This window comes from Embleya australiensis (assembly GCF_051903075.1).
Lineage (GTDB): Bacteria > Actinomycetota > Actinomycetes > Streptomycetales > Streptomycetaceae > Embleya.
In genome coordinates this window covers 3,969,230-3,993,621 of the sequence record NZ_CP182422.1, presented here as the reverse complement: position 1 = coordinate 3,993,621, position 24,392 = coordinate 3,969,230, and the positions used below count along the sequence as shown (strand labels likewise).

28 protein-coding genes are annotated in these 24,392 nt (G+C 71.2%); all 28 read right to left on the bottom strand.

Features of this window, described 5'->3' with window-relative positions; all coding sequences use genetic code 11:
• Positions 1–11 precede the first annotated feature (11 nt).
• Complete coding sequence (locus ACMXN5_RS17185) at positions 12–272, bottom strand: hypothetical protein (RefSeq protein ID WP_439676012.1); 261 nt, start codon at positions 270–272, stop codon at positions 12–14.
• On the bottom strand, positions 269–541 hold the full coding sequence (locus ACMXN5_RS17180) for a hypothetical protein (RefSeq protein WP_439676011.1): 273 nt from the start codon (positions 539–541) through the stop codon (positions 269–271). Before ACMXN5_RS17180 ends, ACMXN5_RS17185 begins: the two co-directional genes overlap by 4 nt.
• A complete protein-coding gene (locus ACMXN5_RS17175) occupies positions 541–1,440 on the bottom strand; it encodes an N-acetylmuramoyl-L-alanine amidase (RefSeq protein WP_439676010.1) in 900 nt (299 codons plus the stop codon). Before ACMXN5_RS17175 ends, ACMXN5_RS17180 begins: the two co-directional genes overlap by 1 nt.
• Positions 1,441–1,507: 67 nt before the next feature.
• Complete coding sequence (locus tag ACMXN5_RS17170) at positions 1,508–2,950, bottom strand: phage tail protein (RefSeq protein WP_439676009.1); 1,443 nt, start codon at positions 2,948–2,950, stop codon at positions 1,508–1,510.
• A gap of 11 nt (positions 2,951–2,961) precedes the next feature.
• Positions 2,962–3,816 carry a hypothetical protein gene (locus ACMXN5_RS17165; protein WP_439676008.1) on the bottom strand — a complete coding sequence of 285 codons (855 nt, stop codon included), beginning with the start codon at positions 3,814–3,816 and terminating at the stop codon, positions 2,962–2,964.
• Positions 3,816–4,910 (bottom strand): hypothetical protein, encoded by a 1,095-nt coding sequence (locus tag ACMXN5_RS17160; RefSeq protein WP_439676007.1) that lies wholly within the window; start codon positions 4,908–4,910, stop codon positions 3,816–3,818. Before ACMXN5_RS17160 ends, ACMXN5_RS17165 begins: the two co-directional genes overlap by 1 nt.
• The gene (locus ACMXN5_RS17155) at positions 4,907–5,992 is read right to left on the bottom strand and encodes a hypothetical protein (protein WP_439676006.1); all 1,086 of its coding nucleotides are present in this window, start codon (positions 5,990–5,992) and stop codon (positions 4,907–4,909) included. Before ACMXN5_RS17155 ends, ACMXN5_RS17160 begins: the two co-directional genes overlap by 4 nt.
• 8 nt (positions 5,993–6,000) lie before the next feature.
• On the bottom strand, positions 6,001–7,341 hold the full coding sequence (locus ACMXN5_RS17150; protein WP_439676005.1) for a phage distal tail protein: 1,341 nt from the start codon (positions 7,339–7,341) through the stop codon (positions 6,001–6,003).
• Between the two features lie 2 nt (positions 7,342–7,343).
• The gene (locus tag ACMXN5_RS17145; RefSeq protein WP_439676004.1) at positions 7,344–9,701 is read right to left on the bottom strand and encodes a phage tail tape measure protein; all 2,358 of its coding nucleotides are present in this window, start codon (positions 9,699–9,701) and stop codon (positions 7,344–7,346) included.
• 4 nt (positions 9,702–9,705) lie between these two features.
• Entirely contained in the window at positions 9,706–9,900 is a 195-nt protein-coding gene (locus ACMXN5_RS17140; protein ID WP_439676003.1) for a hypothetical protein, read from the bottom strand.
• Positions 9,901–9,935: 35 nt separating this feature from the next.
• Entirely contained in the window at positions 9,936–10,421 is a 486-nt protein-coding gene (locus ACMXN5_RS17135; protein WP_439676002.1) for a DUF7426 family protein, read from the bottom strand.
• Entirely contained in the window at positions 10,421–10,951 is a 531-nt protein-coding gene (locus ACMXN5_RS17130) for a phage tail tube protein (protein ID WP_439676001.1), read from the bottom strand. The genes ACMXN5_RS17135 and ACMXN5_RS17130 overlap by 1 nt, the downstream gene beginning before the upstream one ends.
• A gap of 9 nt (positions 10,952–10,960) precedes the next feature.
• On the bottom strand, positions 10,961–11,392 hold the full coding sequence (locus tag ACMXN5_RS17125) for a minor capsid protein (RefSeq protein ID WP_439676000.1): 432 nt from the start codon (positions 11,390–11,392) through the stop codon (positions 10,961–10,963).
• Positions 11,389–11,736 carry a hypothetical protein gene (locus ACMXN5_RS17120; RefSeq protein WP_439675999.1) on the bottom strand — a complete coding sequence of 116 codons (348 nt, stop codon included), beginning with the start codon at positions 11,734–11,736 and terminating at the stop codon, positions 11,389–11,391. Before ACMXN5_RS17120 ends, ACMXN5_RS17125 begins: the two co-directional genes overlap by 4 nt.
• Positions 11,733–12,053 (bottom strand): hypothetical protein, encoded by a 321-nt coding sequence (locus ACMXN5_RS17115; RefSeq protein WP_439675998.1) that lies wholly within the window; start codon positions 12,051–12,053, stop codon positions 11,733–11,735. Before ACMXN5_RS17115 ends, ACMXN5_RS17120 begins: the two co-directional genes overlap by 4 nt.
• Positions 12,050–12,442, bottom strand: a complete 393-nt coding sequence (locus tag ACMXN5_RS17110) for a hypothetical protein (protein ID WP_439675997.1) — start codon at positions 12,440–12,442, stop codon at positions 12,050–12,052. Before ACMXN5_RS17110 ends, ACMXN5_RS17115 begins: the two co-directional genes overlap by 4 nt.
• 142 nt (positions 12,443–12,584) lie before the next feature.
• Positions 12,585–13,439 carry a N4-gp56 family major capsid protein gene (locus ACMXN5_RS17105; RefSeq protein WP_439675996.1) on the bottom strand — a complete coding sequence of 285 codons (855 nt, stop codon included), beginning with the start codon at positions 13,437–13,439 and terminating at the stop codon, positions 12,585–12,587.
• Positions 13,440–13,451: 12 nt separating this feature from the next.
• Positions 13,452–14,123, bottom strand: a complete 672-nt coding sequence (locus ACMXN5_RS17100; RefSeq protein ID WP_439675995.1) for a hypothetical protein — start codon at positions 14,121–14,123, stop codon at positions 13,452–13,454.
• Positions 14,124–14,218: 95 nt separating this feature from the next.
• A complete protein-coding gene (locus ACMXN5_RS17095) occupies positions 14,219–14,380 on the bottom strand; it encodes an Rmf/CrpP fold protein (protein WP_439675994.1) in 162 nt (53 codons plus the stop codon).
• Between the two features lie 9 nt (positions 14,381–14,389).
• Positions 14,390–16,624 carry a phage minor capsid protein gene (locus ACMXN5_RS17090; protein ID WP_439675993.1) on the bottom strand — a complete coding sequence of 745 codons (2,235 nt, stop codon included), beginning with the start codon at positions 16,622–16,624 and terminating at the stop codon, positions 14,390–14,392.
• Between the two features lie 9 nt (positions 16,625–16,633).
• Positions 16,634–18,103, bottom strand: coding sequence for a phage capsid protein (locus ACMXN5_RS17085; protein ID WP_439675992.1), 1,470 nt, complete (start codon positions 18,101–18,103; stop codon positions 16,634–16,636).
• On the bottom strand, positions 18,093–19,349 hold the full coding sequence (locus ACMXN5_RS17080; protein WP_439678027.1) for a PBSX family phage terminase large subunit: 1,257 nt from the start codon (positions 19,347–19,349) through the stop codon (positions 18,093–18,095). Before ACMXN5_RS17080 ends, ACMXN5_RS17085 begins: the two co-directional genes overlap by 11 nt.
• A 9-nt stretch (positions 19,350–19,358) precedes the next feature.
• Positions 19,359–19,874 (bottom strand): helix-turn-helix domain-containing protein, encoded by a 516-nt coding sequence (locus ACMXN5_RS17075; RefSeq protein ID WP_439675991.1) that lies wholly within the window; start codon positions 19,872–19,874, stop codon positions 19,359–19,361.
• Between the two features lie 20 nt (positions 19,875–19,894).
• Positions 19,895–20,140, bottom strand: a complete 246-nt coding sequence (locus ACMXN5_RS17070) for a hypothetical protein (RefSeq protein ID WP_439675990.1) — start codon at positions 20,138–20,140, stop codon at positions 19,895–19,897.
• Positions 20,141–20,273: 133 nt separating this feature from the next.
• Positions 20,274–21,194, bottom strand: a complete 921-nt coding sequence (locus ACMXN5_RS17065) for a DUF2637 domain-containing protein (RefSeq protein ID WP_439675989.1) — start codon at positions 21,192–21,194, stop codon at positions 20,274–20,276.
• A 76-nt stretch (positions 21,195–21,270) separates the two neighbouring features.
• The gene (locus ACMXN5_RS17060; protein ID WP_439675988.1) at positions 21,271–21,846 is read right to left on the bottom strand and encodes a hypothetical protein; all 576 of its coding nucleotides are present in this window, start codon (positions 21,844–21,846) and stop codon (positions 21,271–21,273) included.
• Between the two features lie 56 nt (positions 21,847–21,902).
• Positions 21,903–23,432, bottom strand: a complete 1,530-nt coding sequence (locus ACMXN5_RS17055) for a hypothetical protein (protein WP_439675987.1) — start codon at positions 23,430–23,432, stop codon at positions 21,903–21,905.
• Positions 23,433–23,573: 141 nt separating this feature from the next.
• Positions 23,574–24,383, bottom strand: a complete 810-nt coding sequence (locus tag ACMXN5_RS17050) for a hypothetical protein (RefSeq protein ID WP_439675986.1) — start codon at positions 24,381–24,383, stop codon at positions 23,574–23,576.
• Positions 24,384–24,392: the final 9 nt, after the last annotated feature.

Genomic DNA, 24,392 nt, shown 5'->3' with positions numbered 1-24,392 from the left:
GGCACTTGTGTCTATCGGCCGCTCGCCTGCCACAGGGTGACGGCGAGCGATGCCGCGGCGATCAGCGCGGCGAGGGACGGTAGCGGCCACCGTGACCGCTCGATCGAGTCGAGGCGCGATTCGTGGTCGGCGATCCGCGCGTCGGTCTGGTCGGACCGCTGCACGAGCAGCGCGAGCGACCCGTCGGTGCGGGCGAACCCGACCTCGACGGCGCCGCGGAGCCTCTCCAATTCCAGCGTGACCGCGGCCGGATCGTTGGGGGATGGGATCACGAGCTGTCTCCGGTGTCGGGGTGCTTGCGCAGCAGTGCGCGCAGGTCGCCGTTCGGTACGGGGTCGGTACGCAGCCACGACGGCATGAGCTGCTGCACGACCGGCAGGGCCATCACGCGCGTTACGCCGGCGGCCACGGCCAGGATGACGCCGACGCCGGCCGCCGTCTCCGGGATGCCGGATGCGGTGATGATCAGGGGCAGGCCGGCGGCGAGACCGAGCACGGCCTGCACGACGGTGCGGATGGTGCGGCGCGTCGAGTCGGTCATCAGGCACCGACCGTGAAGCCGTGCGCGTTGCCGAGCTTGCGCAGCGACGTCTCGCCCGGGATGCCGTCGGCGTCGGTGCCGGTGTACCCGAGTCGGCGCTGCCATGCGGCGTATGCCCGAACGGTCGCGGTGCCGTAGTGCCCATCGACGAGCGAGGGATCGAGCAGTCCCTCGGACGCGAGCGAGATCTCGACGAGCCGAGCGGGCGGGTAGGTAACCGGGGTGCCGTTCGCAGCCGGGTTGGTTCGCGCTGCGCTGATGAGCCGGGACAGGGATACATCCGGCCCGGTCGGCGTGGTCGGCTTGGTCGGCGTCGAGCCGAGTCGGGCGGCGACGTCGGCCCGGAACTGGTCCATGCTGAAGCTCGGATCCGGCTTGCGGCGCGTCCATTCCTTGTGGCCGATGATCGAGTTCGCCGACCAGCCATGGGCACGACAGATGCCCGCGGCCCACCGCACGACCTGCTCGTACTGCTCGGCCGGATAGGGGCGAGAGTCTCCCCAGTGCTCGACCTCGATCCCGTAGAGCCGCACGTTGCCGTCGACTTCGTCAGCGCCCGGCTTGTACGGTGCGCCGCTCTCGGCGATCACGCGGTCGAGAACGGCGGCTGAGCCCTTGCCGGCATGGTTGGCCCGGCCGTTGCCAACGAGGTAGATACGAGCGTCGCGCGCGGCTACCGCGTGGCAGACCGGGCCCGGCAGGGACGCGTCGCCGTCGTAGCAGTAGTCGACCATGCCGGAGCCGACGCCGGCCGTGTGGTGAATGATGATGCCGTTGACCGGCCCGAACGCGCCCATGTGGTTGCGGTTGTGGGTGCGCCACGAGCGGTGTTCGACGACGTCGACACCCTCGGCTCGGAGCGCGGCGACCATGCGGTCGGCAGTCAGGGGGGTTGCCACGATGTGACTCCAGACATGAGAAGCGCCCCGGGCGGCTGCCACGGGGCGTGAGGGGTTGCGGGCCGAGTTACGAGATGGCGGCCCAAATGGCGTTGGAGTCCGGCACCAGGGCGGCCGGACTGAACGAGGCCGGCAGGGTCGTTGCGCCGCTCGTGATGGGCGCGCCGAACCGGATGGGGCCAGATCCCCAGCGCGCACCCCCGGACGGCTGTACGCCGAAGCTCGCGCCTCTGGCCAGGATCGGGAACTGAGCCGGTGTGCCGTTCAGCAGGAACGCGACGAAGTACAGGCCGGGCGCCGCCGTGTACGGAGTCGTCAACGCGAACGCGTTTCCGTAGGCCACCCATGACGCATGCAGCGATGCCGTCTGGGCAACGCGCGCGCCGGATGCGTCGTACAGGCCGGCCCAACACGCGTTGGCCGTAAGGCCGCTGCCTGCGAACCCGATTGCGAACGCGTGCACGCGGTTGACGGTCGCCGCCCGGTGGAGCTTGACGGCGACGGTGTACACGCGGCCGGCGGCCGGTGTCTGTCCGTCGCCCGGAATCGCCGGCGTCGAGCCGGAACTGCCCGGGAACTGACTCGCGAGCGCGGGGTCGAATGCCCACGCGAGGAACCCTGAGTCGACCGCTCCCCACTCGCCGGTATCCGGCAGTTGCGTTACGGGCACGGTGCCGGCTGCGTCGAGCGCGGCGACGCCGGACGCTGCGCCGCGCGCCGACAGGTCGAGCGCGCCGACGTCGGCCGCAGCGAGCGAGACGACGCCGGAACGGCCGTTGACCGTGCGGACGTACCGCGCGTCGGCCGCGCCCAGGTCGAGCGCGCCGACCGCGGCGGCGTCGAGCACGACCACCCCGGTTCGCCCGTTGACCGACTCGACCGCGCCGACGATCGGGGGCAACTGCGCGGCGAGCACGCGTCCGTCGCCGCCGAGCTGCGCCACGCCGCCCGGTGCGCCGACCGCGGTCGAGGGGACCGCGCCGACGTCGGCCGCGCCGAGCACGATTGCAGGGGTCGCCTTGCCGTTGACCGACTGCACGAGTCCGTCGGCGCCGCGCGGGCCCTGCTCGCCGCGGTCGCCTTGCGGACCGATGACGCCGCGCTCGCCCTGCGGGCCCTGCTCGCCGCGCGGTCCCTCGGGGCCGACGACCGGCAACCAATTGGGCTTGGTCGGGTCGCGCGGCGCGACGTCGGCCAGGTCGACGCGCGGTTCGGCGCGTGGGAGAAGCAATTGATAGGACCGTTGCTCGGCGACGCCGGCGAGCTGCTCGGCGACGGTGTACGACCATCCGGTCGGCTCCATGCCGGGCGCGTCGGTCGCGGGCAGCGTGACCGTGATCTGTCCCTGTGCGTCGAGCGTCGAGCGCACGGGTCCGCCGAGCAGCACGTCGAACTCGCCGAACGTGAGCATGGCCGGCGCGCGGAAGATGACGTTCCCCGATAGGGGTGTGCCGTCGGGGGAGAGGTAGCGGCCGGTCACGGTGACCGTGGGCAGTCCGGTCGGGAGCATGCCGGGGCCTCCTAGTCGTCGATGCGGCGCAGGCCGGGCGCGGGCGCCTCGTCGGGCGCGGCGGCCGGTTCGGGGTCGGATTCGGCGACGGTCGAGCGGCCGGTCGGCGGTACCGTCGGCGGCGACGGCGCTTCGTCGGCCGAGAACGTGTTCCGCCCGTAGGCGCTGATCAGTCTGGTTTCGACGCTGCCGGACGGGCATTGGTGTTCGATGTTCCACTCGACGACGTCGAGGTATTGGGTGCCGTGCATGGGGTGGGTAATGAACTCTCCCCACCATGTGTTGGCGGCGACGTCCCACTCTTTGACCGTTTGGCGCTCGGCGCCGTTGATGGCCATGGTGAGGCGTACGCGACCGCCGGCCGCGGCCAGGGTCCACACCTCGAACACCGACACGGCGTTGTGCACGCGCGACTTGCCCCACCATGCGAGTTCGTAGTCGCGGGTCGTGCTCTGCATGCGGACGGGGTACATGCCCCAGGGCATCCAGGGGCGGCCTAGGAACCGGTCGGAGTACGCGTCGTCCATGACGAGCACCTCGCCGAAGACTTGGTCCCGGTTCCAGAGCCGCACCATGCCGTCGGCGTCGCCTTCGCCGTATGAGGATCCCTCGATCGTCAGTGCGAGACTTCCGTCTTGCCGGCGTGTCTCCATGCCCCATGAACCGTCGGACCATTGGCCTACGCCGAAGACGGGGCGGGTCGAGCCGGGCGGGTAGACGAGGATTTGGCCACCCTCGCCGATCTTGACGTCGCCGTGCAGGATCTCGTTCAGTGCCGGCCGCATCTGTGCGCGGCCGGTGAGTTCGCGCACTTGGCGCTCAAGCTCGCGTATTCGGTCGAGCAGGTCGAGCGGGATCGCGGCCATTACGGCGCCTCCAGGTAGAGCCGAGCAGTTTCGGGTGTGCCGCGGGACGGTGGAGTGATTGCCATGCCGACCACGCGGTATCGCGCGTCGAGCCCTTGCGGCCACCACAGGTCACGGATGCGGACGCGTACGGTCGCGCCGAGAAGCGCGGGTGTGAGCGTGCCGTCTACGCGCACGGTGATGTCGGGGATGGTGACCGGTGCCAGAGCGCGCGCGTGGTCGGCGCGTGCGTGCGCGTCGAGGGTGCCCTGCTCGATCACGGTTGTGTGGTCGCTCGTGCCGTCGAGCCGGGGCCACCCCTGCTCGATCGACCGCTCATCGACGAGGTCGACCGACATCATGGGCACGCTGTCGGCGGCTTGGTTCGTATTCGTCGACGAGCCGCGCGACTGCCAGACGTTGGCTTGTCCGGTGGCGTCGGTTGCCCAGGTGTACGACAGGATCGGGCCCGGGTGGTCGAGCACGATGTCGCTCGTTCCGCTCCGGATGATCGGGTGTCCGAGCTGCAACCGCTTGATTCTGCGGCCGGTGGTCGGGTCGCGGTGCGATGCGATGCGCCACTCGAACCCGCGCTCGGTGGCGGCGAGTTGGTCGAGCAGGTCGCGAATGGTGGGCAGGTCGTACCGCAGATAGGTGCGGTCGCGCAGGATGCCCGACAGTTCGGTGCCGTACTCGATCCCGATGTCGCCGCCGGGAAGGCCCTGGCTGTACTGGACGAGGCCCCGTGCGATGTCGAACTGATCCGTGCCGGTGGCCTGTTGTGAGTGGTAGAGCACGCGGTGCGCCAGGTAGGTATCCCAGGTTCCGGCCTGCACCTCGACGGCCAGGCGCCCGCGCTCGTCGCTGGTAACGCTCGCCGTCCACGCGACGCCGCCCCACCAGACGTCGCGACCGCGCTCGACCCACACCGCGGTTCGACCGGGCAGGAGCGCGGCGCGTACGCGCGTTGCCACGGCAGCGTTCGGGATGGGGATCGAGCCGCGCAGCGCGCCGGCCTTCCCGATGTAGTCCTCGATCGATACGGACTGGAGAGGCAGTACGTCGAGTAGTTGGTCGGTGCGCAGGTCGCACACGATCACCCGGTACGGCGTCATCCCGTGACCCATGAAGCCGTCAGGGATGCCGTGGTGACAGGGAGAGGTACGCCGCTGCTCTGGTACGCGCCCATGAACACGATCGACCCGGCCGTCAGCGCCACCTCGGTTCCGCAGTGGCCGGCTGCAAGTCCGGCATCCCTGCCGGCGATCGACCATCCGGTGTGACGCACGGCGCCGACGAACCCGTCGGGAGCCGTCGAGGTGTAGATCTGTACGGACCTGTTGCCGTTCGCGTTGGGGCCGAACTCCAGCGATCCGCCGAGACGATAGATGCCGGCACGGTCCACGCGTAGCCCCATGATTGCCGCCGCGGCGGGCGCGCCCGACTTGTTGATCGGGGTCACTCCCGACCGGATCGTCGGCGCGATGTCGAACTGCACGCGTTCGAGTCCGTCGTGACGTACGCCGCCGTTCGCCTTGTCGAGGCGGGCGAACGGCACCGGGCGGGGATCGGCCCACCGCATGCCGATGCCGTCCCATACTTCGAGCCCGGTCGGGCCGTGCCGGTACTGGCCGGTGTAGGAGCCGGCGAACTCGCCGGTGCCCGGGGGGATGATGCCGCCGTACGCCGCGGTGTACTGCCGGCGGTCGGTGACCGCGCTCGACCACGCGATGCCGCCCGTGCCCGCGGAGGTGCCGGCAGGCACGGTGATGTCCCACAGCGCGATTGCCGATGTCGGCAGGTTCGGCGGTGCGGGCGCGGCGGCCGGCTCTCCCTCGACGATCTCGACCGCGGCGCGCGTCTCGTCGCCTTCGTCGTACAGCTCGTCGTACAGGCACAGCGCGACCGTGTCGATACGGGCCCACTGTGCATCGCCGTCGGTGATCGTGACCGAGTCCGCGCTCGTGACGGCGAGAGGGTAGGCGCCCTGTGCGCCGGTGCCCTGCACGATCGCGCGGCCGGGGCCGATCTCGCACGTCATCGTGCCTACGGGCGTGAGCTTCAGCGGGTTGCCGCCGGCGACGACGCCGGGCCTGCTGGTCATCTCGCCAGCCGGCGCCATCACGCCGAGCGGCGCGAGTCGGGTATCGGCCCGGGTCTGTCCCGTCGCCGTGTGCCACACGGTGCGCACGGTCATTGCTGCTCCTACCAGTAGGCCGACCGCCACACCAGGGCGACGGCGGCGTGAGGGTCGTCGGATTCCGGCGCGGCCCGGAACAGCAGGCTGTGCGTACCGGGTTCGAGCGTGAACACCTGCTCGGGAACACTGCGATGGGTCGCGGTGTACAGGCGCGACGCGGTGCCGTTGAGAGTCACGGCGCCGGTGGCCGTGTCGACGAGCAGCTCGTCGGCGCGCGTGAGGTCGATGTCGTACTCGATCGTCTGATCGGTCGACAGGTTGGTGACCGAGGGGCGCGACACAGGGCCGCGGAACACGATCACGGGGTGTGCCGGCGCGTCACCCTCGTTGGTGACGACGACGGCGCCGGTCGAGCCGGCCGACCCCCAGTCGAGGCCCCGTTCGGGCGTGCCGGGCAGGCCCCAGTCGAGAGACTCGCGCGGGCCCACATGCAGCGTGCTCGCGCCGATGCGGATCGGTTCCGCCGACGCCGCGGCGACGCGCACCCATGGCTGTACGAAGGCAACGCCGGCAGGCACGGTGATGTCGAGCGCGACGCCGGGGGTACCGGCCTGCTCGCCGACGTAGCCCCACTCGGACGCGTCCCACCAGTACACGCCGGCCGTTGCGCCGTGCAGCTCGACGAGGTCGGACGCGAACCGAACGCGGTCGCCCGGGGCGCAGCTCCACCCGGACCGTGCTCCCTGCTCGCGCGTCCAATCCAACTCGCCGCCGGCCTGCGTCGGCCGGATGGTCACGGCGCCGTCGACGGCGCCGAGCGTCACCGTGCCGGACACCGACCATTGGCCGGTGGGAGTGCGGCCGGACGCCTGCGCCGCCGGCAGCAGTTGCGGAGGGTCCGCCGTCCATACGAGCCCGGGTTCGGGCGCGGGCAGGCCGGTATCGGTGCGCCGCTCGACGAGCGAGTATCGGCGCGGGTCGGACGCCTCGAACTGGAGGGCCGCGCCCACCACCACGCCGTTCGCGTATCCGCCCACGCCGACCGGGATCACCCGGCGCAGGCAGCGCGCCCAGCACACGAGCGGCGGGGCGTCGTCGAGCACGATCACGAGCGGCAGCTCGGTCTCGCGCACCGCGGTTGCCCGGCGCAGCACAGCGGTTGCGGCGCCCATGGCGCCCGGCTCCGTGCGGATCGTCACGCCGTCGAACGTGATCGTCCGCGGCTGCGCCAGGAGGCTGCCCGGGTAGGCGCCGTGCGCGTCCGCGCGGGTGACGGTGCCCGAGTCGAGCGCCGGTAGTTCCTCCCACCCGGACACCTCGCGCCATCCGTACGGGGTACCGGGGCCGAGCAGGAGGTCGCCGAACTGCACGTGCCCCGGGCGCGTGGCCTCGTCGCCAGCAGGCATGGTCACCCCCCGGCTTTGGCGCGCCACGCGAGCGCGAGCGCCATCTCGTCGGCCGACGCGTCGCCGGCGTACCAGTTCTCGATGTGCACGCCGTTCGACGAGCTGCTGCCCGTGGCGAACGCGCCGCGGTTCGGCGCCGCGGCCGACGTCGTGAGCGCGTCGAGCGTGCTCCGGTTCGGGATCGCGACGAGCCGCTGCATGCTGCGGGTGACCGCAGGCGCGCCGGCGTCGATGCCGTCGACGATGCCCTGCGGGATCCAGCGGCCGACCTGATCACGCATCACGCGCGACGGCGAGTTGATGCCGAGCGCCTTGCGGATCGGTCCCGGGATCTTGTCCTTGACCCAACCCGAGAGCTTCGAGACGAGCCAGGGGCCCATGCCCTCGATCCCGGACCACAGACCGCGCACGGTGTCGCCGCCGGCCGACAGGAGCAGGCGGCCCAGGTCGCCGAGCGAGCTGACCAGCGACCCCGGGAATCCCCGCAGCCACGAGACGAGTTCGTTCGCCTTGGAGACGGCGCCGTTCTTCATGTCCGACATGGCGCCGGTCACGGCGCGGCCGATGCCGCTCGCCTTGTCGCTGACCCATCGACCCGCGGCCGAGAAAGCGTTTTTGATCGCTTCCCACGCGCCCGAGACGATGCCGACGATCCAGCCCCATACGGCTTTGGTCGCGCCGGCGATCTCGTCCCAGTAATAGATCACGAGGCCGGCGACCAGGACGATGGCGGCGATCACCCACGCGACCGGACCCATGGCCAGGATCCAGGCGGCGGCCATCTGGGCACCCCGGATCATGGCCTGAGCGCCCATGAGTGCCCATCCGCCGACGACGACCGCGGCCGAGATGACCGCTTGCGCCGCGGCGGCGATCCAACCGCCGATAGTCGCCCAGTGCGCGGCGACGGAGGTTGCCGCGCTCGTCGTGGCGGTCGTGCGGGTGAGGACCCACGCCACGACCTGTGTCGCCGCGCTCGTGGTCGCGCCGATTGCCGCCGCAATCATGGCCGGCAACAGGAACAGCGTGATTGCCGTTCCGACGGCGAGAATCGGCACCCGGTTGTCGCCGATCCACTTTGCCGAGTCCCGCATCGCGGGCACCAGGTCACCGCGGACCCATCCGGCAATCGCCGACACAGTCGGGCCGAAATGGTCGCGCAGGAAAACCGCGACTTCCTTGATTACAGGCAATGCCTTGGCGCCTAGGAAGTCAACAAATGCTTGACTCACGGCGCGCTTGAACTGCTCGATCTGCGTCGACGCATTGTCGCGCATCGTGTCGCCCGCTTTGGCTGCTGCTCCGGATACGTCACCGAGCGCGGCTACGGCCGATTTCGGGTCGAGCGCATAAAGACTCGCGCCCAAATCCTCGGCCTTCGTGCCGAACAATCCGACCGCAGCAGTGTTGCGCTCTACGGGGTCTTTCATCGCCTTGAGGCGATCGAGCACCGTCTGCAATCCGGCGGACGCCTCCGGGCCGCCCTTGGCTATCTGAGCAGTCATCTTCTCGGCGTCGAGGCCGAGACTTTTGAACGCTTCGGCACTCGACTTCGAGCCGTCGATCGCCCGGATGCCGAATTCTTTCAAAGCGTCGGCGAGGAAGTCGGAGTCCCGCGCGCCGCCCTGTAGACCTTGCTGGAGAAGGCCCATTGCCGTTTGCGCGTCAAGGCCCAGACCCTTGAATACGGTCGGGTACTCCGTGAACGTGTCGAGCAGATCCTCTTGCTTGTTGACACCGTTCTGAGTTCCCTTTACGAGGACGTCGAGAGCGGCCTCTGCGTTGGGTGCAAGCCCATTTTTGAGGATCGTCGATACGGCGCTCGTGGTCTTCCCGAGATCCTCGCCCATGATCTTCGACGTGTCGTAGATCTTGGTCGAGATGGATTCGAGCTGGGCATTCGACGCGTCCGGCGGGAGAATGCCTTTCTGCATGATCCCTTTGATGACCTCGGTACCCTCTGCGAAGTCATCGACAACCGCGCTCGTAAATAGCTTGCCGGCGACGTCGCCGTATTGCTTGGCATTCTTTCCGGTCGCGCCGAGCTGCGCGGCGAGCAGGTCACTGCTCTTGTCCTGGGACATGCTCTCGGCGAGTCCGGCCGTGAGCGCCAGGCCGGCCGCGGCGCCGCCGGCGAGCGCGGCAAGCTTCATCTTGCCCATGCCGCGCTCGACGCCGGCCGCGGCTGCTTCGCCGCCCTGCTGCCCACCCTCGCCGAGTTCGCGCTCGATCGTGTCGCCTGCTGTGTTCGCGGTGCTCTCCGCGCTGCGCATCGCGCTCTCTGCCTGCGCGGCGCCCGTTGTGGCGCCGCTCGCGTCGAGCGTGATCGTCCCGGCCAACTCGCCGACGGAGAGCGCCACGTGATCACCTCCGGGCGGTAGGGCCGCGCGGGCGCGGTGCGTCGTCAGGAGGGTTCAGCAGGCGTGCGAGTCGCGACGCTTCGATCGAGAGCAGGCCCAGAATGCGCACGCGCATCCATCGCCACGAGCGGGCGCGGAGCAGGCCGGGCTCGCCCACGTCGACGCCGTAGTGCTCGTGCAGGTCGGTCTCGACGAGCACCCACTCGGCGAGGATCCTCGACCAAGTGATGGTGGCTAGGCGCGCGGCTTCTTTGCCTTGCCGCGGGCGCCGGCCTTCCGGGTACTCGTACCACTCGTAGAGCCCCGAGACCGGGTCTTGCTCGCCGCACCCGACGGGTTCGCTCGGCGAGCTGCTCGGTTCGGGGCCGCGCGGTTTGGGTCGCCGCCGCTGTTCCAATAGATCTCGGCCGCGGCGCGGTCCTGCGCAATCCACACCATTGCGGTGATCGCAGCGTGCTTGAGCGCCGGCCACTTCACGCCGGCGGCGAGCATCTCGTCGTGCGCTGTGCCGAGTACCTCGCGGTACAGGTCGCGCTCGGCAGCGTCGCCGAGCACCTCCTCGTCGATTCGTCCGCCATCCGCGGCGACCGCGGCGGCGTGGATGAGTGCCTGTGTGCGCAGGCCGATCTCGGCCGACGGAGCGGGCACGACGTACACGCGGTCGCCGATCGGGAGCGGCAGCGTCTCGTCGAGCAGCTCGCCGAGAGCCTCGAACCCCATCAGGCAGCGTCCGGCGACTTGGCGACGCGCAGGCCGGGCGGCTCCGGCGTAACCGGGTTCGCGATCTCGACCAGCGGACCCGAACCGGTCAAGGTCACCTTGACAGTGTCGACCTCGTCGGGGCCTCCGCCGTCCGGCTCCCAGGTGACCAGCGCGGTTCCCTGGTACGCGTCGTCGGCGACGCCGTTCCGGTCGTAGTACCGGACGCGCACGTACGAGGCTGCGCCGAACTTCATGGCGGCCTTGCGCAGCTTCTCCTGTACGGGGTTGAACGCTCCGGTGGTCGGGTGCGCGCGGTGCGCGATGGTCACCTCGACCGACCACGCGTACATGGTGACGGCCTGCTCGACCCAACCCTCGGCGTCGTACGTGGTGACGTCCTGCTGCGTCGGCTCCACTTTCGGAGCGAACTCCGTGATGCCGATCAGCGGCGACCACGTCGCCGCCGAGCTGGTGCCGGTGTCGATGTCGAGGCGGTACCGGCGCGCGAGCGCGGTCACAGTCTCGACAGGCGGCGTCGGTGTGCTCATGCTGTCCCCCTATTCGAGGCGTGGTGATGCCCTGTGCGTTCGGGCGCGGTAGTTGTCGGTCCGTTCCATGCGGCCGGACGCGTCGGCGCCGATCTGGGCACCGGATGCGCGGGTGATGAGCTGCACGCGGACGGCGCCGAGCAGCAGCGGGCCGGCGCCGTGCAGGACGTCGTACGCGTCGTCTGCGAGCTGCTCGACGTCGCGTGGATCCGGGCCCGCGCGGGCCCGCACCTGTACGCCGGTCACGGTGTCCGTGAGCCACGGATCGTCGGTGATCGGGTAGGCGGCGAGCACGAGCAGCCGGTCGGGCGCGGGCGCCGCGTTGCCAATCGTGATTGCTGTCTCGCCGGGCGTATACACACCGTCGGGTCGGTAGGTTGCGACGCCGGCCGCGGCGAGCAGCCGCGCGAGTCCGTCGAGCAGGTCCCTTGTGTAGGTCACCGGAGCGACCTCCGGACCTCCGCGGCGATCAGCGCGGCCACGACCGGGGCCTGCTCGGCGAGCGGCTGTTCGAGGTACTTCGCTTGCCTGCCGGGTGCATGGCGCGCCGTCATGTCCTCGTGGACGCGGACGGCGTACGGAGTGTCGTAGCTGACTGCGGCCGTCAGTTCGGCGTCGTCGACGACCGCAGCCCCGGAGCGTTCGAGAGTGCCCTCGTCGAGGGGGACCAACTTCCGGGACTCGCCGAGCACGTGCTCGGCGGCCACGCGCAGGCCGCGCGCGGCTCCCTCTCGGGTGCCGGCGAGCGCGGCGGCGCCGGTCCAGTTGAGGCGGGCGCGGGTCACTCGACGTTCACCTCGCTTGACGCAGGAACGGGCAGACCGGGCGCGGTGTGCTGGGCACCGGTGATCGCGGTTGTGATTCGGCCGTCGGGCAGGGTCACGCGGGACTCGGCCGGACAGTCCAGGCCGGGCGCGGCGATGATCTGCGCCGAGCTGGTGACCTGCCGGCCGTCGGGTGCACGCACCACGCGCACGGTTTCGTCGACCATCGCCGGTACGTCGACGATGGGCGGGCCGAAGACCTTCCCGTACGCCGACTCACCGCGGTACGGCTCGACTGTGACCCGGTGGCGCAGCAGCCACGCGGGTACCTGGCTCACCACGGGAACACCCGGCCCGGTTCGAGGCCGGCACGGCGCAGCACGCGGTCGGCGCGCGGCGCGAGTTCGACGCCAGCCCCGGTGGTCGGGGCGGCGCGGCCGGACAGCGATACGGGGCCGATGCTGACCGAGTCCCAGCGGCTGGCAGCGCCGGTGCCGTCGTCGCCCGCGGCGAGTTGGTACTCGACCTGGGCGCATGTGGCATTGCTGAGCGCCGTCACGATGTGGGGGTCGGTCGGGTCGCCGTCGTCGTCGACCGCATATACGGCGGTGAGCAGTGCCGAGTCGACGTCTTCGGATGCGCGGGCGAGCAGCCGGTCGGCGTCCGCCGGTGCCGGCTGCCCGGTCCACGCGGCGAGTTGCTCGGGTGTGGCGTACGTCCGCCCCATGGCGCTACCTACCTTCGGGTACGCGAACGGGCCGGAGGTTCGTTCTCCTCCGGCCCGTTGGGCGGTTCCTGCTTGGGTGGCGGCGACGGTTCGGGCGGCTGCTCCTGGTGCTCGTCGTCGCGCCGGTGGTATCGCCGGAGCATCACGCGGCGGCGCCCTTCGTCTTGAGAACGACGATCCCCTCGTCGTCGAGTCGGTGCGTCGCGTAGTGCACGTTCGTGGTGACCACGGTCGTGCGGCGCAGGATGTCGCGGTCCGTCTCGACCATCGGCCGGCGCTTGTAGAGCAGGCCGAGCGCGCCGCGCTTGACCATGAGCGCGTTGTACGTCGGGGTTGCGCCGCCGGACACGGTGACCCGGTCGGACACAATGACGTTGACGCCGCCCACCTGGCCGATGACACCGCGCGGGATCACGGATCCGGCGCCGAGCTTGTCGGCCGAGATGAAGTTCGGATCCTTGAGCAGGGACGCGCGCTGTACCGAGTGGATGACGACGCCGGCCATGTTCGCCGGCTCCCACTCATCCCGGAAAAGCGCGATGCCGTCGACCATGACGTTCCACGACAGGGGCACGGTGGACGCGTCGACCGTGAGCACGCCGGCCGCTTCCGCCGCGGCGGTCAGATCCTTGTCGATCTTGCGGGCGATGAGCACGCCGAGCTGACGCTGCGTCTCGGCGAACGGGTCGCCGAAGGAGACAAGCTTGGCCTTGTCGGTGATCTCGACCGCCTTACCGGCCTCCTTGATGGTGGTCGAGGCGCCCGGGTCGGTGCCGAGCTGATCCGGCGTCATCGCCGTTGCTTCGGTGAGGTCTTCGGCTTCGCCGAGTGCCTTCCACTTCGGGAACTGCACGCTGTCGCCGGGCTTGCCCTCAAGGCTGTTGTCCTCGATGGCGAGTGCACCGATGGCAAGGTTGCCCTTGAACTTGGCTTGCACCATGTCGGCCCAGACGTCCGGGACGATCATCTGTGCCGCGGTGGTGGTTCCAGTGGGCATCGGGTGCCCTCCTTACTCGGTTGCGGCAGAGAGCTGCCGGTACAGGTCGGGGTCGCGGTTGAACAGCTCGACGCGCGCGCCGTAGGCCAGGCCGGCGAACTGCTCGGCGGTGAGCTGCGGTGCGGGCCCGCCGGTGAAGTCGGCGCCGCCGGTGGCGGGCCCGGTGGCGGTCGCGCCGCCGCGCAGGAGCGGGTTCGCCTCGACCGCGGCCGAGATGACCTTGTCGAGCTGCTCGGCGAACTTCGGGTCGGTGGGGTCCAGCGCGGCGAGCTGCTCGGCGACCGCGCGCGAGTCGAGCAGCCGGGCCGGGTCGGCGCCGCCGCGGTGCGCGGCCTGATGGGCGGCGAGTTCCACGCGCAGCCGGCGCGCCTCGTCGCGCGCGCTGTCGCGTTCGGCCGCGGCCTGCTCGGCGAGCTTGGCCGGGTCGGTATCGCCGGCTGCGCCGTCGGGGTCGAGCAGCTTGCGCAGCGCCTCATGCACCTTGTCGCGTTCGGTCGCTGCCTGCTCGGCGGCGCGCTTGGCTTCGGCGAGCTGCTGCTCGACGGCCGGGTCGGTCGCCGGTGCGGCCGGCGTCGTCGGCGGAGTGCTCGGCGCGCCCGGCGCGCCGGTGGTCGGGTCGGCCGGCGCGGTGCCGGTGTCGCCGGTGGCCGGTGCGGTCGAGGCGGGCGACGTGGATTCGGGCATGCGTAATCGGCCCTCCGGGGCGAGATACGGACACGAAAAAGGGCCCGCGGTCGGCGGGCCCTATATAGGGGTGCGGGTGGTGCTGCGGCCGGTCGCTACTCGGCGGCGACCGTGCGCCGGCCGCGGGCGTATCCGCGAACCCACGCGGTCCGCAGCAGGGAGCCGGCCGGGTACGGGCACACGGTCACGGGGTCGCCGTCGGCGCCGGCCTTCTCGCCGGCTTGCATGGCGACGAGCGCAGCCTGTCGCGGTCCCATCCGGGCCCCCTACTGCTTGCGGTTCTGGTTGTCCCTGGCCTGTCGCGCGCGCTCTGCGGCGCCGGTGCGCTGGCCGGTGGTGTGTTCCTCGAACTCTGCCATGGTCATCCTGGGGTTGTCAGCCCAGTACCGGATCAGATCCTCGGACGCTCGCGAGTAGGCCACGTGCGCCGGTCCGGAGAACAGCGATTGCGGGTCGACGCCCGCGAGTTCGGCCTCACGCGAGAGCAGGTTCCCGCGCGTGAAGTCTTCGGCGTCGAGCCACTGTGTGTAGGTGTACTCCTGGTACATCTCGCGTATCTGCTCGCGCGTGTACGCCGTGCGGGCGCCGCGGTCGGCGAGTTCGCGCTCGTAGACCCATCGCTCGGTCGCCGACATGCCCGCGGTGGGGTCGTCGGGCAGGTCGTCGGCCCACGCTCCCCACTCCTCGTCGTGCCGCGGGGGCACGTCGTCGAGTCTCGGCACTGCCTCGTCGAGCGCGGCCCGGTTCGCCTCCCACGCGGCAACGTCGCCGCCGGCTGTGGCGTCCGGCAGTACGTCGTCGTACCGGCGGTCGAGTTCGGCCATGAGGCGCAGCCCATCGTCGGGACTGCCGTACTGAAACGCCCACATGATCGCGTCGTCGCTCGCTCCGGACAGGTCGCCGGCGAGCGCGCCGTCGGGGTACAGCCGCGCGAGCAGCTCGCGCCGGTGTGCCTCCGCGGCGAGTCCCGGCAGGTCATCGGCGGTTGCGCGGGTGAGCGCGTGGCCGAGCTGCTCGTCGGTGAGTTCGAGCAGCTCGGGCGACACGTTCGGCAGCGGCCGGCCGGGCGGCCGGCGGTCGAGTTCGGCACCGACTCGGCGCGCCTGCTCGGGCGACAGCTCGGGCAGGATCCGGCCGAGTTCGTCGTCGCCGACGGCGCCCAGGTCCTCGACGAGCCGGCCGTCGGGCAGCACGCGGTCGTGCAGGTCGCGCCGCTCGAACTCGCCGACCACGCGGGCGGTGTCGCGCGCATCGAGGATGTTCGCGCCGGACGCGTCGACGAGCTGCTGATCGCTCATCTCGCGCAGCGTGTGCTCGTCGCCGTGCCGTACGCGCGCGGCCTCGACCGCGTTCTGCGGCGGCGCCGCCCGGGTGTCCGGTGCGTTGCCTCCGCCCGGCTGCTCGCGCTCGCGCTTGCGGCGCAACTCCGGGTGACGGGCCAGGTGTTCGCGTTGGCGCTTTTGCCACTCGCGCACCTTCGCCTCTGCTGCGCGCCGACCTTCCGGCGTCATGGCGGCGGCGCCGCGGTTCTTCCAGCGGCGGATCTGACGCTCGTTGTGGCGCTGCTCCTGCGACGCCTTGTACCCGTCGGGGTCGGTCGAGTGCTCGACCGGTGCGGTCGTCACGCCCGGCAGGTAGGCCGAAACGGAGTGCCTACAGTTCGGGTGCTGGAACCCGTGGGATCGGGCGCCGTCGATGCTGCCGAGCACGTGCACGCGCACGGTCCGGCCGTCCTCGATCGCGTGCTCGGCCTCGATAGTGCGGGCGCCGTCGGGCCCGTCGAGCGTGAGCACCTGGCCCTCGTACGGCTTGCACAGCGGGCACTCGTGCGGCGCGTTTGACACGATCACGAGGTCGAGGCCGGCGTCGCGCAGACGGTCGCCGTGTGCCTCGACCGCGGCGCGGCCGGTGCTCGTGCGTACGGTCATCTCGGCGTACGACGTCATCGACCACGAGCGGCCGGCGCGGTCGACGAACGACGTCAGTCCGCGGTCGGCGAACCGCTGCATGGCTGCCTGCGACGCCTGCCTGCGGGTGTCCACGCCGAGCAGCGGCGCGGCGGACACTTCGGCGACCACCTGCCGGTATCCGTCCTCGACGCCGCGCAGGATCCCGCGGTGTGTCGCGGTCACAAGCTCGACGGTCTCGACGGCGAGCCGGTCGACCGACCGGGCGTTCGGCGTGGACTCGGCGATGCGGCGCGCGTCGACGTCCGGGAGCGCGCCGAGTTCGGCCAGAGCAGCGCGGCCCCCGGTGTTGTAGGCGTCGGCGACCGCGGCGCGGATCTCGACATCGGCCGTGCGCGCGAGTCCGTCGACAACGGCCTGCGACGCGCGCCGCAACTGCTGAACGTCGACGAGCTTCTGCTGCGCCCAGCCGGGGCCTTCCATGCCTGCGGCGAGTTGCCGGGCGATCATGCCGAGTAGGCGCGTCTCGGCGTCGGCGTACAGGTCACGGGTGCCGATCGACAGGTGGTCGACCATCGACGGATCAACCGGCACCCTGACCCCCTACGCGACGTCGCCGAGCTGCATCGGGTCGGGCACGGCCTGCCCGGTCTCGACGAGAATCCGGTCGACCTCGACGCGTACGCGCTCGTCGGGCCAATCCGGATGCAGGATCCGCACGCGGGTGTCGATGCTCGCCGCCTGCGCCTGCATGAGGAGCGCGAGCGTCTGCGCCGTCGTCTGCGGATCCTCCGACACGGAGTCGCCGAAGCGGACCCGCGGCCGAAGCGGCGTCACGTTCGAGAACCCGAGCGCACGGTCGAGCAACAGCACGACGTGCAGCATGTCGGCGATGACCGGTGCCCAGTAACGCGATTTCTTGTCGCGCGTGATCATCGACCGCCGCTCCCGGGCGCCGACTTCGGTTGCCGTGATGGCGACCGAGTCGCCCAGGCCGAAGGACTGTGCAGAGTAACCGGCGGATCCGACGGCTTGGCGCACGAGCGCGTCGGCCGTCGACTGGTGCTCTGCAACCCGAATCGCGAACTGGGACAGCGTGATCCCGCTGCCCTGCTCGGTCGGGGGGATGTTGAGGGTCTGCCAGATTTCGCGGTCCTCGTCGAACGAGGCGCCGCGGCCGGGCCCGTGGTCGCGCAGGTAGTCGGCCGGCACGATCAGCCGTGCACGAGCGAGTCGGATGTCGCGCATCCACGAAGTCCACACCTCGTCGAGCCCGTCGAACATGTCGTGTGCCGACTGGTAGTCGCTGCGGCCGAGCGGCGAACCGCGGTGCCGGCGGTTCGGCCGGATGTTGGGGACGTAGCCCACCGTGAGTCGGTCGATGCCGGTTGCGATGCTGTCGCCGTCCGCGCCGAGCGACTCGACGAGCCGCGCCGTCTCCGGGTGTTCGGTCAACGGCACGCGCCGACCGATGTTGTCGACCGTGCCCTGATACAGGGCATGCTCGATCCGGCCGCGCTCGTGGCGCTCGACGTGGCGCAGCACCGCGCCGGCCGTCGACAACTCGCGCCAGAACGAGGCGGCGACGAGCACACCGAACCGGAACTCGGGCAGTGCGACGTCGCAGTGCACGACGGTGAGCAGCGGGCGCGCGACGAGTGAGCGGTCCCAGGTCCCCCGGAGGTACACGCCGCCCAGGGCGGCGCCGACTTCGGCCGCTTCAAGGAGGCTGTTCGCGACGCCGTCGTCGGCGACGAGTTCGTCGAGCCGGGCCTGCGCCGCCTTGTCGTCCGGCACGGTGAAGGTCGGCGGTTCGCTGAACAACAGGTCGGCCGACGTCGTCGCGATATCGGCTGGCAAGGGGATGTGCAGCCGGTTGTCGTGCCGGCCGTGATCGTGCTGGCGGTGCCGTCCCCAGAGCCGGCGGCGCCCGTCGTCTCGCTTCGGCTGATCGCGGTACAGCTTGGCGAGCCGCTTCCGGTCGCCGGAGTACCACGCGTCGTCGATGCGCATCTCGCTGTACAACGGCGCCCATTGCGGAGGGGGCCAGGCAGCGCCGTTGTCAGGCAGCACGGGTGACCTCCTCTGCGGTGCGTTCGGGTAGCAGGTGGCGCCACTCGTGAGCGGTCGAGTGAACGGCGTAGCGCAAGGCATCGACGCTGTGGTCGTCCCGCTTCAGGGGCCGGTCTTCGCCCTCGTTGCTGGCTTTCGGATCCCACGCGTAGCCCGGGATCTCGGACAGCAGCCCCTCGCACGAGGTGTGCACGCGCAGCAGGCCGGAGTCGAGCGCGGTTGCAACGCTGCGGATGCCGTCGACGACCGCGTTCGCGCCGCGGGCGACTCCGGGGTGTCCGTCGTGCCAGAGCTGCGCCGAGAACGACGCCGCGCTCGGGTCGACGAACGTCCACTCGGGCGACACGCCGAGCTTGTCGAGCCATGCGCGTATGGCCTTGCTGTACTGCGCGTCGGTCATCTGCCGGCGGACGACCCGCGCGTCGTGGCGCCACTCGGCGACGGCGTACAACCGGTCGTCGGCACCCAGGCCGAGCAGGATCGCACTGGTTGCGTTCGTGGTGCCGTAGTCGATGCCGACCCAATGCCGGCGGATCTCGGGCAGGTCGTCGACGACGTGCTGCTCGTCGGACCACATCTCGTAGACGGCGCCTTCGGCCACGCACCACGCGCCGTCGATCATCCGCCGGCGCCATAGCCCCACGTATTCCGCGGCGAGCGCGGACACGTAGGCGGGCGACAGCGAAGGATTGTCGGAGAGCCGGAAGTGCCAGGCGCGCATGTCGAGTTCGCGGCGCCGGTCGAGGTACCCGAGCTTGAGCCAGTGGCGCGGCGAGTCCGGGTTCGTGGTCGCATACATGCGCGCGCCCGGCACGCTGAGCCGCGCGAGGAGCTGCACGAAGAACGCTTCGGGCAACAAGGTTGCCTCGTCGACGTACACGATGGACGCCGTCAACCCGCGCAGCCGTCCCTCTGCCCGCGCATCGGACGCGCCGATCAGGTGAACGGTGCGGCCGAGCACGGTCGCCACAGACGAGCCGCGGGTGTGTCGAACCTGGCCGGTCAGCGGCCCGAACAGGGACACGTCGGCGAGCGGCTCGAACACGTTCCGCTCGATCGTTTGCAGGCTCCTGCCCACAACGATGATGAGGCCGGTCGGCGGCGCGGTTGCGACCGCAAGTACCCAGGCCAACAGCGATGCAACGGTCTTGCCGCTGCGCACGCTGCCATGCCACAGGTTGATGCGCCTCGTTGCCTGCGCCACCGACCGGAGCTGTTTCCGAGAGAGCGGCAGTTCGTCGAGCAAGGGCACGGTTCACCCCTCCTCGTCGGCCTCCTCGTCGTCGTCGTCGAACGCGCTGCGGATGCCGCGGGCGAGATCGACGAGCATCGACCGGACGCCTGTCGAGTCGTTGCCGGCGTCGACATCGGCGAGTCGCTGCGCCGACGTCAGGTACGAGCCAATGCTCTGCGCGAGGTGGCGCTCGTCCTGCGCGGGTGGGTCGTCGCTGACGACCTCGATCGTCTGCCCGGACATGAGCATCTCGGTACGTACGTAGGTCGGTGCCTCGACGCGTGCGAGCACGTCGGCCGCGCGAGCGTAGAGCCGGTGCTGTAGGTCGAGCCGAACGGCGGCGAGATCGGCGCGTCGCGCCTCGACGGCGGGCGCCGTGGTGGCGGCGCGGTCGAACGTGAGCCCCTCGGCCGCAGCGATCTTCGAGACGGTGCTGCCGGACCGACCGATCTCGCGAGCGATCTCGTTTCGACTGCGGCCGGCGGCGTGCAGCATGCACACGCGGTGCCGGTCCTCGTCGGTGATCGGGTCGGACACGGTCACCCCCTCATGTCGGGTCAGCTCGACGGGTTGGGCTGCTCGGCCGCCACGACCGCGGCGCGTACGAACGCGTCCTTTGCGCGGAGCAGGTTCCGCAGGCCGTCGGTCAGTTCGGGACTGTCCTGAAGGTCTCGGATCATGAGCGCGGCGAGACTCCTGCACGGGCCCGACGCGTACCGCAGGTACTCGGGCAGATGGTCGTCGGCGAACCAGCGGGCTACCTGCTCCGTGGCCGGGTGACGGGTCGGCGGTTCGGGGGACATGGGCACCTCCGGGTGTGTACGGGCACGCGAAACAGCCCGTCACCGGTGAGGGGTGACGGGCTGTTCGCAGCGGGTTGACCATCTCCGGGCACGCCGGGGACGGCTCCAATGCTGCACCCGGTCGCGCCGGATTTCAAACCCTGCTCGCGCGCCATGCCTCGACCGCGGCGCGCACGGTCTGCCCGCGGCTGCGCTTGACGCCGAGCAGCTCGCCGAGTTCGGGTGCGGTCGGCCGGCGGCCGTGCTGTTCGAGCAGCCGCTCGTATGCGTCGAGTTGCTCGTCGCTCGGCCGGCGGATCGGCGCGGCGGCCGGCTCGTCGACGTCTTCGTGCTCCTGGTCCTCGTCGAGCAGTTCGTCGTCGAGCGGCGGCGCCACGAACGCCACGAGCGGCGCCTCGACGGCGGCCTGCGGCGGGCGCGGCGCCACAGCGGCGGCGAGTGCGGCGACGTCGACGACGAGCTGCTCGCCGCCGTCGTCGAGCGGCGGCGCCACCACGGGGAGCAGGCGCGCGCCGGGCGGTACCACGGGCGGTCGAGGCGGCGCCGGCGTGGCGGGTTCGTGTCGGGTGGCGACAGGTGCGGCGGCGCCGGTGGCGGCGAGCGTGTCGGGTGCGGCGGCGCCGGTCGTGGCGGGCGGCGCCGGCAGCAGGCGCACGAGCAGCTCGACGGCGACGAGTTGCGCGAGCGGCGGCGTCACGGCGATTGCGACGCCGGCCGCGCTCCGGTCGGAGTGCGCCACGTTGAACCCGAGCGATGTGCAGGCAAAGACGGCGACGACGAGCCAGTACGGCCAGACGGCGCGGCCGGTGTACTGCGCCATCATCACGCCGGCGGTGCCCACGACGGCGCCGCCGTCGACGAGCGCGGCGAACATCCACACGATGTCGGGCGGCGTTCCGTGCTCGACGGCGAGCGCCGTCAACGACTCGAACGAGAGGCGGAACGCGAGATAGGCAAAGGCCGCAGTGATGGTGCCGGAGGCGAGCGGTGCGGCCCATCGGGCGGCGCCGCCGGCGGTGTGCGGGCGCGCGACAGTAGGGTGAAGGTAGGCCATGGCGGGGGTAGCTCCCGTGGTGGTTTAGGCCCCGGGTGTCGGAGTGGAGTCCGCCCCGGGGTTCGCCTGTGTCTGGTCAGCCGTGGTCGGGGATTTGATCGCCCGGCACGTGAGTGGTGACGTAGAGCGCGTCGGCATCCGCGTCCGGTTCGTCTCGCCAAACGAGCACGCGCACGGGGTTCGGTGGCACCGTGCGCGAGTCGTCCCGGTGTTCTTCGTAGTAGGACGTGATGAGGCTCTCTGCGAATGCGGCGGGCGCTGTGTCCCGGCGAACGACGCTGACGTCGGCATCGCGCTCAACGAAGTCAACATCCTGCTGCACGTCGATGCGCCACGCGTATTGGACGTGCTCTCGCCGCAACCTGTGCACGTAGGACTCGGTCAGGCCGAGTTGCTTGGCAACGTCTGCGGCGGCGCGCCCGCGGGCGAGAGCCTGATACACGATCCGCGGGATATTCGGCTGCACTTGGCGCGCGTCCGCAAGCACTTGAGCAGCGTGGAGCAGTTCGGCGTCGCCGCGCGCCCGGGTGCTCTCCTGCTCGTACTCCAGGGTCAAGCGCAAGACCTCAGCGGCGTACCGCTCGGCCGCGCTGCGCTGCTCCACCTTGTCCAACGACCGAGGGTGCTTGCGTGCGTTCCGCGCCTCGTTCATGTGCTCGGCTCCTCCTGGTGGGCCCGCCCCGGAGGGGCCGGGGCGGGCCGAACGGTCTAGTCAATCGGCGGGGTCAGACAGGCGCGCAACACGTGCGCCTCGTTGCTGGCCGGGTCGACGCTCGCGAGTGCCGACCGTACAACGGCCTCAAAATCCAGCTCGGGCACGATGGCGACGGCGCGGTCGACGGTGTGCGGCTCGATCGTCCATCCGGAGATCCGCAGGGCGTGCGCGTAGGCGCGCAGGTAGCCGGCCCAGGCCGAGCCGTCGCTGCGGTCGGTCGAGCCGAGCACCATGTGCGCGACGGACACACGGCCGGCGCCGTGCGGCTCGACGACGAACCCGGTCGCGTCGCTCTCGCTCCCGTCGCCGACGAGCAGGGCCGGTGTGTGGCCGGCGGCGCGCAGTACCTCGACCGCGGCGCGCACGCTGCCCCGGTCGGCGTGGCACGGCAGGCATCCGGCGGTCATGGGCTCCCGTTCAGGTGCGACGAGCCGAGCGAGCGCGGTCCGCGCGGCGCGCAACGTGGCATCGGTCGCGCTGTCGGCCGGGACCTCGACTACGGCCGACGCTGTGCGGCGTGTGGCGTGGTTGCTCGTCGAGCGCCGAAGCCACGTCCACGGGTCAACCAGTGCGCCGGGGACCGGCTCGGCCGGGGCCGGCTCAACGACGACTCCCTCGACGGCGTGCTGCTCGGCGAGCGCGTCGACCGCAGCGCCGAAGTCTGCAACCTCGACCGCGAGCAGGGCAAGGTCACTGCCGGTCTGCGCGATGTCGGCGAGCAATGCGTCGGCCTCGTCGTGCTGCTGTGCGACGTCCGCGGCGAGACGGTCGAGCCGCTCGTCGCGCGTCGGCTCTACGGGAACGCTGCTGCGCACAACGCGGGTGGTCGTCGTCGCGTCCTGCCCGGGGTAGAGGGTGACGGTCTCCTCGACCATCTCGGTAGGCACGAGATCGAACTCGATCGCCAGGTCGACCATGCTGTCGCAGTACTGGCGCGTCTGGCGACCCGACGGCATGCCGTCGTACCGCAGGAAGTAGTACGTGACGACGGTCGGCTGTCCGGCCTCGACGACCGCGGGCAGCAGCTCGGACGTGTACAGGCGGCGCCGGGCGAACCCACCCTCACGCCGGATGGTGGTCTGTACGGCGGGCAGTGCGTCGGCGGCGCGGGTTGCCTCTTCGGCGGTCGCACCCTCGACGCGGGCGACCTCTTCGCCGGCGCGGTTCGTGATCGTCCACGTGTCCGACGGCTCGTCGGCCGTGGTCGGCTCGGTCTCGACGGCCGGCTCGTCGCGCATGGGCAGCTCGACCTCGACAACGGCGGCCGGCTTGCGCTTCTTGGGGGTCATGGTCTCGACGAGCATCACGCCCGAGGCGAGCGACAGTTCGGCGTGCCGGCGGGCGGTGCGGGTGTTCACGCAGGACTTGCAGTGACGCATGGTCTGCGTGGCCAGGCCGAACGATGCGGCGTCGGCGTCGACGACATGCTCGGCCATGCGGCCACAGTCGGCGCGCCGGCTGTTGATGCCCTGGGAGTGAAGGACGACGCTCTTGGGGGTGCTGGTCGCGTATCGCTTAGCCATGGGGGTAGCTCCCGTGGTTGTGGTGAGTGGGTGTCGGGTGTGGAGCCCGACACCTCGTACTGTACTGAGTTCAGTACTCAGTACACAAGAGGTAACGGGCAAGCCGGGCCCAGCAGTTCGCGCCGGGCCCGGTCCGGTGCCCTACGCTGCGGCGGCGCCGGCGAGATCGGTCACGAGCGCGAGCAGGGAGTCGCCCGCCCAGGTGCGCCGGCCGGCGTCGTCGACCGATGCCGGGGCCGGGCACGCCGCGCCGGTCGCGCACGTGATGCGCTCGGGCTCGCCGCGCCGCGTGTGCAGGGTCAGCACGCCGCCGCACCAGGGGCACGCCGCGGTGCCCGGGGCCGGCCGCTCCTCCATCAGCAGGGCACGCCGGATGCGCTCGGCGCAGCGACGGGCGACCCGGTGCGCCTCGTGCAGCAGGTGCTCGGGCAGCGCGAGGAACAGCGCGGGCACGCGCCGGCCGTCGAGCAGCAGCTCGTCGTCGAGGTCGTCGTCGAGCACGCGACCCTCGACCCACAGGGCGGCGAACTCGGCCCCGTGGGCGCGGCTGCCGGGTGAGGTGGGACTCGGGTAGGCCCAGCGGCGCGGGTCTGCGGCGTCGGCGTCGTCCTGCTCCCAACGCAGCGGCGCGACCTGGGCGCGGGTGATGGGTCGCTGCGCCGCGGCGGCGATCGTGTCGGCGAGGTCGAACAGCGCGCGCTCGACGAACACGCCGGCGTCGAGCGCGTCGAGGTTGGCCGGCGCCGAGTACGGGCGCAGGGTGAGCGGCGCGCGGTCGACGACGAGCAGCGGGTCGCCGCCGTCGACGCCGGCGAACAGGCCGCCGCGGTACTCGCGCGGCGGCCACTCGTCGGCCGGCGGCTGCTCGACCGCGACGAGCAGCGCGCCCCACTCGCCGCGGATGGTCCGCAGCGCGTCGACCGCGGTCCGCACGGTGTCGGTGTACGTCATGGGTGCTGC

Coding starts and splice junctions, on each gene's coding strand:
- ACMXN5_RS17180 (WP_439676011.1), bottom strand. CDS start 541: ATGACCGACTCGACGCGCCGCACCATCCGCACCGTCGTGCAGGCCGTG.
- ACMXN5_RS17055 (WP_439675987.1), bottom strand. CDS start 23,432: ATGGCTAAGCGATACGCGACCAGCACCCCCAAGAGCGTCGTCCTTCAC.
- ACMXN5_RS17060 (WP_439675988.1), bottom strand. CDS start 21,846: ATGAACGAGGCGCGGAACGCACGCAAGCACCCTCGGTCGTTGGACAAG.
- ACMXN5_RS17130 (WP_439676001.1), bottom strand. CDS start 10,951: ATGAGCACACCGACGCCGCCTGTCGAGACTGTGACCGCGCTCGCGCGC.
- ACMXN5_RS17155 (WP_439676006.1), bottom strand. CDS start 5,992: ATGACCGTGCGCACCGTGTGGCACACGGCGACGGGACAGACCCGGGCC.
- ACMXN5_RS17165 (WP_439676008.1), bottom strand. CDS start 3,816: ATGGCCGCGATCCCGCTCGACCTGCTCGACCGAATACGCGAGCTTGAG.
- ACMXN5_RS17095 (WP_439675994.1), bottom strand. CDS start 14,380: ATGGGACCGCGACAGGCTGCGCTCGTCGCCATGCAAGCCGGCGAGAAG.
- ACMXN5_RS17160 (WP_439676007.1), bottom strand. CDS start 4,910: ATGACGCCGTACCGGGTGATCGTGTGCGACCTGCGCACCGACCAACTA.
- ACMXN5_RS17110 (WP_439675997.1), bottom strand. CDS start 12,442: ATGGGGCGGACGTACGCCACACCCGAGCAACTCGCCGCGTGGACCGGG.
- ACMXN5_RS17135 (WP_439676002.1), bottom strand. CDS start 10,421: ATGGGGTTCGAGGCTCTCGGCGAGCTGCTCGACGAGACGCTGCCGCTC.
- ACMXN5_RS17105 (WP_439675996.1), bottom strand. CDS start 13,439: ATGCCCACTGGAACCACCACCGCGGCACAGATGATCGTCCCGGACGTC.
- ACMXN5_RS17070 (WP_439675990.1), bottom strand. CDS start 20,140: ATGTCCCCCGAACCGCCGACCCGTCACCCGGCCACGGAGCAGGTAGCC.
- ACMXN5_RS17100 (WP_439675995.1), bottom strand. CDS start 14,123: ATGCCCGAATCCACGTCGCCCGCCTCGACCGCACCGGCCACCGGCGAC.
- ACMXN5_RS17065 (WP_439675989.1), bottom strand. CDS start 21,194: ATGGCCTACCTTCACCCTACTGTCGCGCGCCCGCACACCGCCGGCGGC.
- ACMXN5_RS17150 (WP_439676005.1), bottom strand. CDS start 7,341: ATGCCTGCTGGCGACGAGGCCACGCGCCCGGGGCACGTGCAGTTCGGC.
- ACMXN5_RS17050 (WP_439675986.1), bottom strand. CDS start 24,383: ATGACGTACACCGACACCGTGCGGACCGCGGTCGACGCGCTGCGGACC.
- ACMXN5_RS17170 (WP_439676009.1), bottom strand. CDS start 2,950: ATGCTCCCGACCGGACTGCCCACGGTCACCGTGACCGGCCGCTACCTC.